Annotated in this window: 14 protein-coding genes; 6 read left to right on the forward strand and 8 right to left on the reverse strand. The window is 73.6% G+C overall.

The window, feature by feature from the left end:
- Window position 1: 1 nt before the first annotated feature.
- Window positions 2-1,459 (forward strand): aldehyde dehydrogenase family protein, encoded by a 1,458-nt coding sequence (locus ACGFIB_RS22120; RefSeq protein WP_357249757.1) that lies wholly within the window; start codon window positions 2-4, stop codon window positions 1,457-1,459.
- 1 nt (window position 1,460) lies between these two features.
- On the opposite strand, the gene ACGFIB_RS22125 is transcribed toward ACGFIB_RS22120, so the two are convergent.
- A complete protein-coding gene (locus ACGFIB_RS22125) occupies window positions 1,461-2,336 on the reverse strand; it encodes an alpha/beta fold hydrolase (RefSeq protein WP_393374540.1) in 876 nt (291 codons plus the stop codon).
- A 61-nt stretch (window positions 2,337-2,397) separates the two neighbouring features.
- Here ACGFIB_RS22125 and ACGFIB_RS22130 point away from each other — a divergent pair, with 61 nt between their 5' ends.
- The 4 genes from ACGFIB_RS22130 to ACGFIB_RS22145 all read left to right on the forward strand — a co-directional run bounded on the left by ACGFIB_RS22130 (window position 2,398) and on the right by ACGFIB_RS22145 (window position 5,751).
- Window positions 2,398-2,859: a MarR family transcriptional regulator gene (locus ACGFIB_RS22130; protein WP_208762365.1), complete on the forward strand. Its 462-nt coding sequence runs from the start codon at window positions 2,398-2,400 to the stop codon at window positions 2,857-2,859.
- A 26-nt stretch (window positions 2,860-2,885) separates the two neighbouring features.
- On the forward strand, window positions 2,886-3,602 hold the full coding sequence (locus tag ACGFIB_RS22135; protein ID WP_393374542.1) for a Mut7-C RNAse domain-containing protein: 717 nt from the start codon (window positions 2,886-2,888) through the stop codon (window positions 3,600-3,602).
- A gap of 22 nt (window positions 3,603-3,624) precedes the next feature.
- Window positions 3,625-4,548 (forward strand): MerR family transcriptional regulator, encoded by a 924-nt coding sequence (locus ACGFIB_RS22140; protein WP_393374545.1) that lies wholly within the window; start codon window positions 3,625-3,627, stop codon window positions 4,546-4,548.
- Window positions 4,549-4,614: 66 nt separating this feature from the next.
- Window positions 4,615-5,751, forward strand: a complete 1,137-nt coding sequence (locus tag ACGFIB_RS22145; RefSeq protein ID WP_393374547.1) for a DUF6461 domain-containing protein — start codon at window positions 4,615-4,617, stop codon at window positions 5,749-5,751.
- Window positions 5,752-5,766: 15 nt separating this feature from the next.
- On the opposite strand, the gene ACGFIB_RS22150 is transcribed toward ACGFIB_RS22145, so the two are convergent.
- Window positions 5,767-6,372, reverse strand: coding sequence for a carboxymuconolactone decarboxylase family protein (locus ACGFIB_RS22150; protein WP_393374550.1), 606 nt, complete (start codon window positions 6,370-6,372; stop codon window positions 5,767-5,769).
- A gap of 155 nt (window positions 6,373-6,527) precedes the next feature.
- On the opposite strand from ACGFIB_RS22150, the gene ACGFIB_RS22155 reads away from it, so the two are divergent.
- Window positions 6,528-9,125, forward strand: a complete 2,598-nt coding sequence (locus ACGFIB_RS22155) for an ATP-binding protein (protein ID WP_393374553.1) — start codon at window positions 6,528-6,530, stop codon at window positions 9,123-9,125.
- Here ACGFIB_RS22155 and ACGFIB_RS22160 read toward each other — a convergent pair.
- The 6 genes from ACGFIB_RS22160 to ACGFIB_RS22185 all read right to left on the reverse strand — a co-directional run bounded on the left by ACGFIB_RS22160 (window position 9,112) and on the right by ACGFIB_RS22185 (window position 14,944).
- On the reverse strand, window positions 9,112-10,284 hold the full coding sequence (locus ACGFIB_RS22160; protein WP_393374555.1) for an alpha-hydroxy-acid oxidizing protein: 1,173 nt from the start codon (window positions 10,282-10,284) through the stop codon (window positions 9,112-9,114). The two genes, ACGFIB_RS22155 and ACGFIB_RS22160, sit on opposite strands and share 14 nt — an antisense overlap.
- Before the next feature lie 90 nt (window positions 10,285-10,374).
- On the reverse strand, window positions 10,375-11,337 hold the full coding sequence (locus ACGFIB_RS22165; protein WP_393374558.1) for a UDP-glucuronic acid decarboxylase family protein: 963 nt from the start codon (window positions 11,335-11,337) through the stop codon (window positions 10,375-10,377).
- Complete coding sequence (locus ACGFIB_RS22170; protein ID WP_357264370.1) at window positions 11,334-12,281, reverse strand: glycosyltransferase family 9 protein; 948 nt, start codon at window positions 12,279-12,281, stop codon at window positions 11,334-11,336. The genes ACGFIB_RS22165 and ACGFIB_RS22170 overlap by 4 nt, the downstream gene beginning before the upstream one ends.
- Entirely contained in the window at window positions 12,272-12,952 is a 681-nt protein-coding gene (locus tag ACGFIB_RS22175) for an SDR family oxidoreductase (RefSeq protein WP_142573766.1), read from the reverse strand. The genes ACGFIB_RS22170 and ACGFIB_RS22175 overlap by 10 nt, the downstream gene beginning before the upstream one ends.
- Before the next feature lie 31 nt (window positions 12,953-12,983).
- Window positions 12,984-14,396: a PfkB family carbohydrate kinase gene (locus tag ACGFIB_RS22180; RefSeq protein ID WP_393374563.1), complete on the reverse strand. Its 1,413-nt coding sequence runs from the start codon at window positions 14,394-14,396 to the stop codon at window positions 12,984-12,986.
- Window positions 14,393-14,944 carry a D-sedoheptulose-7-phosphate isomerase gene (locus tag ACGFIB_RS22185; protein WP_357264367.1) on the reverse strand — a complete coding sequence of 184 codons (552 nt, stop codon included), beginning with the start codon at window positions 14,942-14,944 and terminating at the stop codon, window positions 14,393-14,395. Before ACGFIB_RS22185 ends, ACGFIB_RS22180 begins: the two co-directional genes overlap by 4 nt.

Below are 14,944 nucleotides of genomic sequence, written 5' to 3' on the forward strand. Positions count from 1 at the left end.
CATGAAGGACCTGTACATCGGCGGGCAGTGGCGCGACGCGGCCGAGGGCGGGCGGCGCGAGATCCACTGCCCGGCCGACGGACAGCACGTGGCCACCGTCGCGGAGGCCGGCCGCGCCGACACGGAGGCCGCGATCGCGGCGGCCCGGCAGGCGTTCGACGAGGGCCCGTGGCCGCGCACGCCGGAGCGGGAGCGCGGGGCGTTGCTGCTGCGGGTGGCCGATCTGCTGCGGCGCGACAAGGCCGAGATCGCGCGGGCGGAGTCGCTGGACACCGGCAAACGCCTGGTGGAAAGCGAATACGACGTCGATGACGTGATCGCGAGTTTCCGCTACTTCGGCGGGATCGCGGGCACCGACGCCGGGCGGGCGGTCGACACCGGCCGCGCCGACGCGATCAGCCGCGTGGTCTACGAGCCGGTCGGGGTCTGCGGCCTGATCACGCCGTGGAACTACCCGCTGCTGCAGACCTCCTGGAAGGTGGCGCCCGCGCTGGCGGCGGGCAACACCTTCGTGCTCAAGCCGAGCGAGCTGACCCCGTCCACCGCGATCCTGCTGATGCGGCTGCTGGAGGAGGCGGGCCTGCCGCCGGGGGTGGGCAACCTGGTGCTCGGGGCCGGCGCGGAGGCGGGCGCGCCGCTGGCCGAGCACCCCGCGGTGGACATGGTGTCGTTCACCGGCGGTCTGGCGACCGGGCGGCGGATCATGGCCTCCGCCGCGCAGACGGTCAAGCGCGTCGCCCTGGAGCTGGGCGGCAAGAACCCCAACATCGTGTTCGCCGACGCGGACTTCGACGCCGCGGTCGACTTCGCCGTGACCGCGGTGTTCCTGCACTCGGGACAGGTCTGCTCGGCCGGCGCCCGGCTGCTGGTGGAGGACTCGATCCACGAGAGGTTCGTGGACGCGGTGGTGCGCCGGGCCGAGCGGATCAGGCTGGGCGGGCCGTTCGACCCCGAGGCCGAGACCGGGCCGCTGATCTCGGCCGGGCACCTGGCCAAGGTCGAGGCGTACGTCGAGGCGGGGATCGCCGAGGGCGCGAACCTGCGCTGCGGCGGGCGGCGCCTGGAGGGGAAGGGCCACTTCTTCCCGCCGACGGTGCTGGACGGCTGCCACCGCGACATGCGGGTGGTCCGGGAGGAGTCCTTCGGGCCGGTGCTGACCGTGGAGCGGTTCTCGGGCGAGGACGAGGCCGTCGCCCTGGGCAACGACACCGACTACGGCCTCGCCGGGGCCGTGTGGACGACGGACGCGGGCAGGGCGCAGCGGGTGGCCGGCCGGCTGCGGCACGGCACCGTGTGGATCAACGACTACCACCCGTACGTGCCGCAGGCGGAGTGGGGCGGGTTCAAGCAGTCCGGCGTCGGCCGCGAGCTCGGCCCGACCGGCCTGAACGAATACCGCGAGATCAAGCACATCTGGCAGAACACCGATCCCCGCCCCCAGCACTGGTTCCGCCCCTGAGTCAGTCGCCTCGCCCGTGCGCGGCGAGGAACTCCCCGATGCGCGCGTCCATCTCGGCCGGCGCCGCCAGGGGAAGGGTGTGATGGGTGGCCCCGGGCAGCACGGCCGTCTCCACGCGGGGCAGCAGCGCCGCGGCGGAGGCGGCCACCCGGCCGATGTCGTGCGCCCTGCTGCGCTCGGCCAGCAGGAGCAGCACCGGGAGCCGCAGCGCCCGCAGCGCCTCCGGGCCGGGACGCGGACCGGTCAGGGGCCGGGCGGCGGGGAAGGCGGCGGCGTGGTCGTAGAGGCGCAGCCACGTCTCGTCCAGCGCCGCGCCCCGGGTCTCCCATTCGAGGAACGCGCGGCGTCGCCGTACGGTCGGGCGCAGCAGCATCGGCAGGGCGCGCAGCAGGTAGCGGCGGGAGAAGCCGGTGAAGCAGTTCGTCGGGTCGACCAGGACCAGCGCCCTCACCCTTGCGGGTGCGTGCGCCGCGTAGTGCAGGGCGCTCCACGCCCCGTAGGAGTGGCCGCACAGAGACACTGCCGGGGACACTCCTGAGGCGCCGAGCCCGTCGAGCACGGCGTCGAGCCAGGCCATCTGGTCGCGCAGCGTCCGGATCGCCCGCTCGCCGGCGACGCTGCGTCCCGCCTCGCCGGCGGTGTCGACCGCGTGCACCCGGTGGGCCGTGCCCAGCGCCCTCGCCGTGCCGGACCAGACGGTCGAAGTGGTGCCGCCGCCGTGGAGGAGGACCACCGGCGGCGCGTCCGCGGGGCCGACGGAGTTGACGTGGGTCGTGCCGTAGAGCGTGCGGATCTCCGCCGCCTCGGTCGAGGCGGGCCAGCGCGCCGCCAGGACGGCGTCGTAGGCCGCGAGAAATCCGTCGTCAGTGCTCTCCATGACCGCCTCCAGAATGCCTCGCTGAGCGATAATCTCGTTCAACGAGATAATAGGAGGTTTCATGATGACGCGCGGCCACGAGGGCCCGGAGATGGAGATCTTCCACCTGCTGCGGGCGGTCACGGTGGAGTACGGCCTGCGGCAGGCGGAATTCGCGGCCGAGCACGGCATGCACGTCACCGACGTGCGGGCGCTCATCTGCCTGCTGGACGCGGAGCGGGCCGGGATCGACGCCACCGCCGGCTTCCTCGGCGCCGGGCTGGGCCTGAACTCGGCGGGCACCACGGGGGTCGTCGACCGGCTCGAACGGCTCGGCCTGGTCAGCCGGGCCCGCGACGTCAGGGACCGGCGCCGGGTCCTGCTGAGAGTCGAGGACCGCGCCAAGGAACTGGGCTGGAGCTACTTCGGCCCGCTCATCGACAGGACGGTCGGGGTGTTGTCCGGGTTCGACGAACGGCAGACGGCCGCCGTGCGGCTCTTCCTCACCACCGCGCTGGACGCGTTGACGGCGCGAGACCGATGAGCCGACGCGGGGAGCATGCTGGGGGTATGGAGGTGTCCGTACGCTTCTCGCCCGAGCTGTGGATCTTCCTCGCGCCGCGCGACCGGCGGCCCGAGGTGCGCCTGCCGTACGACGGGACGTCCTCGCTCGGCCACCTGATCGAGTCGGCGGGCGTTCCGCTGACCGAGATCGGCGAGCCGCTCGCCGGAGGCCGCCCGGTCGAGCGGTCGTATCGGCCGGGACCGGACGAGGTGGTGGAGGTGCCGGCCGTGCCCAGGCCGCAGGCCGTGCCGGACTGCCGGTTCGTCCTCGACGTCCACCTCGGCACGCTGGCGCGGCGGCTGCGCCTGGTCGGCCTGGACACCGCCTACCGCAACGACATGGACGACGACGCCCTGATCGCGCAGGCCTGCGCCGAGGACCGGGTGCTGCTCACCCAGGACCGGGGCATCCTGCGCCGCCGGTCGCTGCGGTGCGGCGCGTACGTGCGCGGCACCCGGCCGGACGACCAGTTCCTCGACGTGCTCGACCGCTTCCGCCCGCCGCTGACTCCGTGGACCCGCTGCACGGCCTGCAACGGGCGGCTCGCCCCGGTCGGCAAGGCCGAGGTGGCGGACGCGCTGGAACCCGGGACCCGGCGCAGCTACGACGAGTTCGCCCACTGCCTCGCCTGCGGCCGGATCTACTGGCACGGCGCCCACGGCGGGAATCTGGCCGCCGTCGTCGACCGCGCCCTCCGCGCGGCCGGGTTGCGTCTCCAGTAGGGGGAGGCGCGAGGGTGGGGGCATGGACGGCGACACGCTCTACTCGATCGGTGAGCTGGCCCGGCGGACCGGACTGACGGTCAAGGCCATCCGGTTCTACTCCGACTGCGGGATCGTGCCGCCCACCGGCCGCAGCCCGGCCGGCCACCGCCTCTACGACATCGACGCCGCCGCCCGGCTGGAGCTCGTACGCACACTGCGCGACCTGGGGATCGACCTGCCCACGATCCGCAAGGTCCTCGACCGGGAGCTGTCCCTGGCGCAGGTCGCGGCGGCGCACGCCGAGGCGCTGGCGACGCAGATCCGGGTGCTGCGCCTGCGGCGCGCGGTGGCGACGGCGGTGGCACGGCGCGGCTCCACCCCTGAGGAGATGGATCTCATGCACAGACTGGCCAGGCTTTCCGACGGCGAGCGACACCGCCTGATCGACGGCTTCCTCGACGCCGCCTTCGGCGGCCTGGACGCCGACCTGACGGGGATCAGGCGCACGATGACCCCCGAGCTGCCCGACGACCCCGAGGACGGGCAGGTCGAGGCGTGGATCGAGCTGGCCGAGCTGGCCGCCGACCCGGAGTTCGGGGCGCTCATGCGGCGCGTCGCCGAGCAGCACCTGACAGACCACGTGCGGGGAGACGTCCCGCGCCCGGGCGCGGTGGCGATGGTCCGCGACCACGTCACCCCCGCACTCGCGGCGGGCGTCGACAGCGCCTCGCCCCAGGGCGGCGCGATCGTCGCCGCCGTCACCGCGCGGTACGCCGACCTCGTCGGCCACCCGGACGACGCCGCCCTTCGACACCGGCTGCTCACCCTGCTGGAGACCGCGAACGACCCGCGCAGGGAGTCATACCTCCGGCTGCTCGCGGTGGTCAACGGCTGGCCGTCCCCGGACCCGCTGGCCCCGGCCCTCACCTGGTTCGTCGCCGCCCTGCGCGCTCGCACTTCGTGAGACGCGCCCCGGTGCCTTCTGCAAAGATCACTCCGAAATGTCCCCGCGCGCTCCGGAGTGTCCGCCATGACCGATGGCCGCTCAGCCTTCGCCGAGGTGTTCTCCCACTACCGGGAGCTGCTGCGGAAAGAGCCGTGGCTGGAGACGGCCGTCTGCTGGACGGTCGTCGTCCCGCACGAGCCCCGGCCGTTCTCCGCCGCCGACCTGGGAGCCCGGGTGAGCGGCGGAACCCCGCACGAGGTGCACGAGGCCGCCCCGCTGGAGGCGCTCCCCTACTACGACGGGGTCCACCCGATGTCGGTGGCGCCCGCGGGCCCGGCCGTGGTGCTGTTCGAGAACAACGGATTCCTGGGCAGCCTGCCCGAGGCGCTGCGGCGGCTCAGCCGTGACGGCCGGGTGTGCGGCGTCTACTGGAACGTGGAGGGCGACAACAGGCTCAGCTACGCGGCCGACGGCGCAGTGCTGGTCAACCTCGACGCGATGTTCTGGGACGAGTGGACCGGCGACGACGTCGCGGTGCTCGAACCCGAGTTGCGTGCCATGACCGACCTGCTCGCCGGGGACGAGGACGACTGGCAGGCCGCCGCGATGACCGTGGTCGAGCTGGTGACGGGGGTGCGCCTCACCGCCGAGTGGCTGTCCGGAGCGCATCCCTACCTCACCTTTCAGTGGCCCCTGGCGACGGAGCCGCCCTCACCCGAGGAACTCGCCGCATACCGGAACGACCCGGAGGTGAAACTGAGGGACGCGGTGCGGGCCGCGCCGGAGTCGCGGCAGTTCACCGCTCTCACACACCTGGCAGGGCTGCTCGCCACCCGGTTCCGCCTGGGCGAGTTCCCCGTCGTACGAGACGTCCTGGTCGACCTCGCGTCGGGGCGGCGCGCCGGGGCGCAGCGGGTCGTGGAACTGCGTGAGCAGCTCGTGGCGCCGCTGGCCCAGGAAGTTTTCACAGACGACGATGACGACGATGACGACATGGACGACACGGACGACCCGTCGTTCGAGCAGGACCCGGCGTGGCAGCGGATGCAGGCGGCGATCGCCCTGCAGATCGCCGCACGCGGACCGAAAGGCGCCGCCCTGACGGACGTCGACATTCCGATGGTGTTCGACGCCTACCATCACGCCGGTCTGGCCCTGGGCGACGACTGGCCGGCGGTCCGCGAGACCATTCGCGGGATCCTGTCCGGCACCGACGCCTGACCGCCGCGCACGCGGCTACGCCTCGTCTGCGGCGTCGTCGATCGGGCGGCCGAACGTGACCGCGTCGCGGACGGCGCCCGGCACGGTGGAGCGAAGAGGCGCGTCGGGGCGCAGACCGAGCGCGTCGTTGACCGTCGAGAACGCCACGCGGAGCGCCACGAACACGGTGATCGTGAAGATCTGCGCATCGTCGAATCCGGCGTCACGCAGCTCCTGCACATCCGCCGCGGTGGTGCCGTTGGGGTCGCGCGCCACCTTCCGGGCCCACGCCGCCATGGCCCGCTCGCTGTCGCTCAGGCCGTCGTCGACGCCCCTGAGCACCCCTGCGGCGGTCCGCGCGTCGCTCGCCTCGGCCAGCCTGCCTCCCCACACGAGTGAGCAGTAGGAATCGCCGAACGCCGACGCGCAGGCGGTGACGAGTACGGAACGCTGACGCGGGCTAAGACGGTCCCCGGTGTTCACCTGCCGCAGCAGGGCGAACAGCCCGGTCACCGTCGCCGGTTGATAGGCCCACAGGCGTGAGACGCTCATCACGTAACCGACCTCGGCGACGTCCTCGTCGAAGATCTGCCGGGCCTCCGCGCTGACGTCGGGCACGCCGAGAAAACCGATTCTGTCCATGGTCTCTCTTCACGGGTCGTCGCTCGCTTGCGAGGCAAGCGTCGCCGTTCGCCGGCCCCGGCTCATCCGTGCGACGCACGGATTTTCGTACGGACGCGGTCTCGGTGTCGCCTCCTTCGTATCGCCGGGCGCCCGTGCCGAAGGACAATGCGGGGATGAGGCACCACGAGGGCGGCCTGCCCGACCGGCTGGCTCGCGCCGGGGTCACCGTACGCGAGGCCGAGGTTCTCCGGGCGGTCGCGGAACGGCTGCGCAATCGCGAGATCGCCGAACGGCTGCACGTCTCGGTGCGCACCGTGGAGAGCCACATCGCCGCCCTACTGCGCAAGCTCGACGCCCCGGATCGGGCGGCGCTGGCCGAGACGGGTGCGCGACTGCGACGTTCCGCACGGACCGGCTCCGCGCTGCCCGCGCCCCTGACCAGCCTCGTCGGCCGGGCGGAGGAGACGAGCGAACTCCTCGCGCTGCTCGGCTCCCATCGTCTCGTCACACTCGTCGGTCCGGGGGGTGTGGGCAAGACCCGGCTCGCGCTCCACGTAGCCGAATCCGCAGGGGCCGAATCCGCAGGGGCCGAATCCGCAGGGGCCGAATCCGCAGGGGCCACGGCCCGCGCCGACCGGTTCCCGGGAGGCGTCCGGATGGCCGATCTCGCTCCGGTGGAGCCGGAGTCCGTCGGCGACACCTTCGCCCGGGCGCTGGGCGTCGTGCCGGAGCCGGGATGGCCGCTACGCGACATCATGCGGGAGGTCGCCGCGGTTTCCGGTTGCCTGCTGCTCGCGGACAACTGCGAACACGTCGTCGCGGAGGCCGCCGAGATCGTCGCCGACCTGCTCGGCGCCGGCGGCACGCTGCGGGTGCTCGCCACCAGCCGCGAACCGCTCGGCATCCCCGGCGAGGTCGCCTACCAGGTGCGGGCGCTGCCCCTGCCCGCCACAGACGCGTCCGAGCGGGCCGAGAGCATCGCGCCCTACGACGCCGTACGCCTGTTCGTCGACCGGGCGACGGCCGCGTCACCCGGCTTCGCCCTCACCGACGCCGTCGCCCCGGCCGTCGCGGCGCTGTGCCGGCGCCTCGACGGGCTGCCGCTGGCCATCGAACTGGCCGCGTCGCGGCTGCGCACCTTCGGGCCGGTCGAGCTCGTGGAGCACCTCGACCGGCGTTTCGAGCTGCTGTCCGCCGGAGCCCGTACGGCCCCGCCGCGGCACCGCGCCCTGCGCAGCACCATCGACTGGAGCTACCGGCTGCTGGACGACGGCGAACGAGCCTTGTTCGAGCGGCTCGGTGTGTTCCCCGCCGACTTCGACCTGGCGGCCATCGAGTCGGCATGCGGGGGCGAGGATCTCGGCGGCGAAGCCGTGATCACGCTGCTGCCCAGGCTGGTGGACAAGTCGCTCGTCGCCACTTCAGGGCGCGGCACCGGGCGCTACCGGCTGCTCGAGTCGATCCGGGCGTACGCCGCCCAGCGGCTGGCCGGCTCGGGTCGTGAACCGGCCGCGAGGGGCCGTCACGCCGCCCACTACCTCGCCTTCGCCGAGCAGGCGGCCGAGCGATTACGCACCTCGGAGCAGCGCGCCTGGCTCGACCGCATGACCGCCGAGCAGCCGAATCTGCACGCCGCGCTGGCACACGCCATCGGCACCGGCGACGTCGAGTCCGCATGGCGGATGATCGCCGCGCTGCAGCGGTTCTGGGACGTCACGGGACGGCGCCGCGAGGCCCACAAGTGGGTTAAGCAGGCGCTGGCCGTCGCCGACCCGCCCGCCACGCCCGCCGTCGTCGCCGGGCTCACCGAGGCCTGCCTGATCCTCGACTCCCGGGACGCTCGCGCCGCGTTCGACCTGGCCCGTAAGGCGGCGAGCCTGGCAGCCGGCCTCGACGGTCTTACCCGTGCCAGGGCGGCACGCGCGGTCGGGACGAGCGCCACCTGGATCCGGCCGGAGCTGGTCGCCCCGGCGTTGCAGGAGGCGCTCGCCGGGTTCGGCGACGAGCATCCGTGGGACAGCGCGCTGACGATGCAGGACCTCGCGATCGCCACGGCCGACCTGAGCCGGGCGCTCCAGTGGGGACGAGAAAGCGCGGCGTTCTTCCGCAGGGCCGGCGATCAGATATGCGCGGCCAACACCTTGTACGTCATGGCGCAACGGTCGATGTCGGCCGGCGTCGCCGACGACGAGGTGCAGGAGTGGCTCGGCGAGAGCCACGCCCTGGCCGAGGCCGCGGGCAGCGAGGCGGACATCGCCCACGCGGTGGTCGGTTTCGCGCAGTTGGCGTGGCTGCGGGGCGATCACGACCGGGCCGCCGAGCTCATGACCGAGTGTCTGCCCACCCTTCGCCGGCTCGGTGACCGCCGCTGCACGGGCCGGGCGCTGCACATGCTCGGTCAGCGGGCGTACGAGAGGCAGGAGCCGGCCCGGGCCGAAGAGCTGTTGCGCGCCAGTGTCGAGGCCGTCGCGCTCGCCGGCCAGTCGTTCGTGCTCGTGTCGGCGATCGAGGCCCTGGCCGCCGTGTACGCCGCGCAGCGGCTCCCCCGCAGCGCCGCCGTGCTTCTCGGCACGGCGCACAGCGTGCGCGAGGCGGCCGGCGCGCACATGCGCCCCCGGCGACCACCCGACCAGGAGCTGCGCCACGCTCTCGTACGGGTCCTCGGCGCCGGGCCCTTCGACAGCGCACACACCCGAGGTGAGCGCCTGTCGCCGGCGGCGGCGCTGCGGCTCATACCGCTCGACGAGCGACCTCTCCTCACGACGCCGTGACACGGCCTCCCACGCGGCGCAGCGCCTCGGGCGTGAGGTCCTTGAGGGTGGGGTATCCGTCGACGGCCATGATGAGGTCCGCTTCGGCCAGTATCGAGCGCAGCACGTGCACGACACCGTCGACGCCGCCGACCGCCAGCGCGTACGCGTACGGGCGGCCGATCCCCACGGCGGTGGCGCCCAGCGCCAGCGCCTTGACGACGTCGGCGCCGCTGCGCACACCCGAGTCGAACAGGACCGGCAGCCCGTCGGCGGCCTCGACCACGCCGGGCAGGCACTCCAGGGCGGGCAGTCCTCCGTTGGCCTGCCGTCCCCCGTGGTTGGAACAGTAGACGGCGTCCACGCCGTGGTCCTTGGCGCGACGGACGTCCTCGGGGTGGCAGATGCCTTTGAGCATCAGCGGCAGTCTGGTCTGCGACCGCAGCCAGTCCAGGTCGTCCCACCTGAACGGTCCGCCGAAGATCGGGAATCTGCGCACGAACGCCTCGGTGGTGTCCTCGCCGGGTCGCAGTCCCCGCCGGAACACGGGGTCGCTGGTGTAGTTGCTCAGGCATCCGCTGGGCACCTGCGGATAGCTCGATGCGCGCAGGTCCCGGGGCCGCCAGCCGGTGACCCAGGTGTCCAGGGTGACGGCGATGCCCGTGAAGCCCACCGCCTCGGCGCGGTGCACCAGGCTCGCGGCCAGGTCCCGATCGGGCGGCGTGTAGAGCTGGAAGAAGCCGGGCGTGTCGCCGAGCGCCGCGGCCACGTCCTCCATCGGATCCGCGGAGAGGGTCGCCGCGAAGAACGGAACGTGCGTACGCGCGGAGGCTCGCGCGCACGCGAGGTCGCCGTGGCCGTCCTGGGCGCACACCCCGATCACTCCGATGGGCGCCATGAACACCGGCGAGGGCAGCCGCGTCCCGAACAACTCGATCGACATGTCGCGCTCGGCGGGAGCGACCAGCATGCGCGGATACAGGCCCCAGTGCGTGAACGCCTCGCAGTTGGCCCGCTGGGTGTGCTCGTCGCCGGCGCCGCCGGCCACGTATCCCCAGACCTTCGGCGGCATCGCGGCCGACGCCCGCTCTTCCAGCTCCGCGAAGGTCATCGGATAAGGCGGCTGATGGCCGGTCTGTCCCTGGGCGTACAGCTCGTCCTGATACTCCGCGAAACTCATACGTGCGCGTTACCCCTGGCCGGATGCACTACCCGAGCCGGGCGGCCAAGTATGCGGAAAGGAGCCGGTGGCCCGTCCGCGGCGGACGCATCAGGAGGCGGCCGAACAGGACGAGTTCAGCTCCTTGTCGAACCAGTCGATCGTGCGGCGCAGGCCGGTGACGGGATCGACGCGCGGACGCCAGCCGAGCCGCTCCTGCGCGAGCGAGGTGTCGGGACGGCGGACGGCGGGGTCGTCCACCGGCCGCTGGACGAACCGGATCGGGGAGGACGAGCCCGCCAGATCGCGGATCGTCTCCGCCAGCTCGGTCATCGACATCTCCGCCGGGTTGCCGATGTTCACCGGCCCGGCGAAGTCGCTCTCGGCCAGCGCGAGCACGCCGTCGATCGTGTCGTCGACGTAGCAGATCGACCGCGTCTGGCTGCCGTCGCCGGTCACGGTGATCGGCTCGCCCAGCAGCGCCTGACGGATGAACGTGGGGATCGCCCGGCCGTCGTGGGGCCGCATCCGCGGGCCGTACGTGTTGAAGATCCGCACGATCGCGGTGTCGGCGCCCCGCGAGTCGCGGTAGGCCGTGGACAGCGACTCGGCGAACCGCTTGGCCTCGTCGTACACGCTGCGCGGCCCGACCGGGTTGACGTTGCCCCAGTACGTCTCCTTCTGCGGGTGTTCCAGCGGGTCGCCGTACACCTCGCTGGTGGAGGCGAGGACGAACCGCGCGCCCTTCTCGGCGGCCAGCCCGAGGGCGTGCAGCGTCCCCATGCTGCCGACCTTCAGCGTCTCGATCGGATGGCGCAGGTAGTCGGCGGGAGACGCGGCCGAGGCGAAGTGCAGCACCAGGTCGACCTGGCCCGGAACGTGGACGAACCCGGTGAGGTCGCACTCCACCAGCCGGAAGGCCGGCCGCCCGATCAGATGCTCGACGTTGCGCGGCGACCCGGTCAGGAAGTTGTCCAGGCAGACGACCGCCGCACCACGCTCCACCAACCGTTCGCACAGGTAGGAGCCGAGGAACCCGGCTCCCCCGGTGACCACGACACGGGATCCCTTCACCGCACTCCCACCCTTCGCAACCTTCCGACGGCGTCGAGCACCTCGGGCACCCCGATCTCGAGCAGCCCCTCCGACGGCCGGTCGCCGTGCGGGTCGCCCCTGCGCCCGGCCCACAACGCGATGTGCGGGCGGCCCGGCGGCGGCCCCCACAGGGCGGGCGGCACCGGGCCGTAAAGGATGACCGAGGGCGTGCCGACGGCGATGGCCAGATGCGACATGCCCGTGTCGCCGCAGACGACGAGCGCCGCGTGCGCCGTCAACGCGGCGAGCTCGGGCAGGTTCGTACGGCCGGCCAGCACGGACTCCTCCGGCAGACCGGCGAGCACGGCGACGTGCCGGGCCAGCGCGATCTCGGTCATGCCGCCGGTGACGACGACCCGGTGGCCCTGGCCGGCCAGTTCCGCGGCCACCTGGGCGAAGCGGTCCGGCGGCCACTGCCGTGCCCGGAACGCCGCCCCCGGGTGGATGATCACCTCGCCGCCGGCGAGCGGGCTCGGCCCCGGGTCGCGCAGCGCGAGGTCCTCCGGGTCGGCCGGGACGCCGTACCACTCCAGCAGGGCGCACCACCGCCGCCTCTCGTGCGTCTCCGGCTCCCAGGGCGGCCCGTCCGGGCCCGGCACCAGGTGGTGGGCGTGCGTGAGCATGCGGCCCGGCCGGGTGCGGCGCAGCGCCTGGATGCTCTCCGGGCCGCTGCCGTGCAGGTTGACCGCGACGTCCGGCGACTCGTACGGCACGGGCCCCGGCCCGGACACGTCGAGCAGCTCGTCGACGCCGCCGATCAGCGGCAGCAGCCCGCCCAGGTAAGCAGGGGCGGCCAGCACCAAATGGTGCTCCGGGTGCGCCCGCCGCAGCGCCCGCAGCGCGGGCACCGAGGTCAGCAGGTCGCCGAGCCCGAGCCCGCGCAGGGCGAGCAGGACCGGTCTTCGCGGATCTTCTAGGGCCATGACGTCTCCGTGGAGGCGCACACGACGAGCTCCCTGACCTCGCAGTCCCGCGGCTGGCCGAGCGCGAACAGGATCGCCGAGGCGACGTCCTCCGGCTGGTTCAGCCGGGCGTCGGGGCCGGGCTTGTACTGGTCGGGGCGGTCGTCGAAGAAGTTCGTCCGCATGCCGCCGGGGATCAGCAGGGTCACTCCCACCTGCCCGGCCAGCTCGGCCGCCAGGGCCCGGGTGAAGCCCACGACGCCGAACTTCGAGGCGCAGTAGGCCGTCGCGTCGCCGAGCGCGCGCACCCCGAGCGTGGAGGCGACGGTGACGACCCTGCCTCCCGACTCGCGCAGATGCGGCAGGGCCGCCCGGACCACCGCGGCGGTCCCGAGCAGGTTGACCCCGATCACCCGTTCCCACTGCTCGGCGGCCACGTCCTCCAGCCGTCCGCAGGCGTCTATGCCCGCCGCCGTCACGACGCCGTCGAGCCCGCCCGCCCGGTCGGCGAGCTCGCGCACGGCCCGCTCGGCCTGCTCACGGTCGGCCAGGTCGGCCCGGACGTGGTCGAACCCGCCGTCCGGCTCGTTCACGTCCACGACCAGCGGACGTCCGCCCGCCTTGGCGACCGCCGTGGCGGTGGCCCGGCCCAGGCCGGACGCGCCACCGGTGATCAATACGTTTCCCACCATTGAGGTCGATCCCTTCGATAGGCGGCCGATGTCACGAAGCGGCTCGGGCGGCGGCGATCAGGCCGGTGGTGGAGTAGCCCGGCACGGTCGGCAGGATGACGACCTCCCCGCCGGCCCGGCGCACGGCCTCGGCCTCCGGCATCGACCGCTCGTCGTAGTCGCCGCCCTTCACCCACACGTCGGGGCACAGGCGCTCGATGACCCACGACGGCGTGTCCTCGCCGAAGACCGTCACCGCGTCCACGCAGCCGAGCGCGCGCAGCACCTCGACCCGGTCGCGCTCGCTCACCAGCGGCCTGCCCGGCCCCTTGAGCCGCCGGATCGAGTCGTCGGAGTTCACACAGACCACCAGGGCGTCGCCTAACGCCCGGGCCCGCCGCAGCAGGCTCACATGCCCAGCGTGCAGCAGGTCGAAACATCCGCCGGTCGCGATCAGGCGGCCTCCTGCGGCGCGCACGGCGGCGGCCACCTCGAAGCCGGACGCGCCGGGCGCGAACGGCGCCGGCGACTCGCCGGCGGGACAGTGCCGGTCGGGATGGTGCTGTCGAGAATGGTGCAGGCGCAGCGCGGCGGCCCCGCCCTCCGCCACGAACCTGGTGGCCTCGCCGACCGCGCGGGCGACGGCGTCCTCCGTGGACGCGCCGTCCGCCAGTGCGAGCGCCGCCGCCGCCGCGAAGCGGTCGCCCGCGCCGCAGGCGTCCGGGCCGGACGCGACGTGCGGGACGGGGACCGGTCCGAACCTGCCGCCGCGGCGGGCCAGCATCGCGCCGCGCTCCCCCAGGGTGATCGCGACGGCCTCGGCGTCGAGGTCGCGCACCAGCCTGCGGGCGGTGCGCTCCGGTGAGACGTACGGCTCCTCGCACATGCCGCGCGCCTCGGCCTCGCTGGGCGTGACCAGCGCGCATCCCGGCACGGGCAGCGAACCCCGGGGATGGGGGTCCCAGACCAGCGGCACGTCGAGGCCGCGCAGCGGCTCGCGCAGCAGGTCGGCCACGCCGCGCCCGTAGTCGGCGACCAGGACCGCGCTCGCCGCGCCGAGGGCGTCGGCCGCGCGGGCGAACGCGGAGGCGGAGGCCACCTGGCCGGGCCGCCCCATCGCCCGCCCGTCGCCGGTGTCGATCCTCACCAGCGTCTGCCCGCGGGCGCGGACCCGCGTCTTGCGCACGGTCGTGCCGCGCAGCGGCAGCCGCACGATCTCGACGTAGGGCGACAGCAGACCCTCCAGGCAGCGGCCGGAGGGGTCGTCGCCCAGGGCGGTGATCAGCACCACCCGCGTGCCGTCGCGGGCGGCCAGCAGCGCCGCGAGCCCCGCGCCGCCAGGACGGCGGTGCTCCGCCCGCCCATCCACGACGGGGACAGGGGCGTCGGGGGCCAGCCGGTCGGCGGTGCCCTCGACGTCGACGTCGAGCAGGGAGTCTCCGACGATGACAAGTGGTCCGCTCACGCGAGAGCCTTCTCGATCACGTCACAGAGCATGTGGATCACCGTGAGATGCACCTCCTGGATGGTCGCGGTGTCGTCCGCGGGCACGGTCAGGGCCTCGTCGCACAGCTCGGCGAGTGGGTTCGGCCCGGGGCCGGTCAGCGCCCAGGTCGTCAGGCCGCACTCGCGGCCGGCCTCGGCCGCCTCGGTCACGTTGCGGCTCGTCCCGCTGGTCGACAGGCACATCAGCACGTCGCCGGGGCGGCCGTGCGCCCGCACCTGCCGCGCGTACAGCTCGGCGATGCCGAAGTCGTTGCCGATGGCGGTCAGCGACGAGGTGTCGGCGTGCAGCGGGATCGCGGCGTACGGCCGCCGGTCGACGCGGTAGCGCCCGACCAGCTCCGCGGTCAGGTGCTGCGCCTCGGCGGCGGAACCGCCGTTGCCGCAGGCGAGCAGCCGTCCGCCGCCGCTCAGCACGGCCGCGAGCTTGTAGCCCCAGGCGTGGATCTTGGGCGTCTCCGGGTCCACCGCCGTCAGCGCGGTGCTCAGCCGGGCCAGATGAGGATGCAT

Origin of the sequence: Microbispora bryophytorum, assembly GCF_043197435.1 — a bacterium.
GTDB lineage: Bacteria > Actinomycetota > Actinomycetes > Streptosporangiales > Streptosporangiaceae > Microbispora > Microbispora bryophytorum.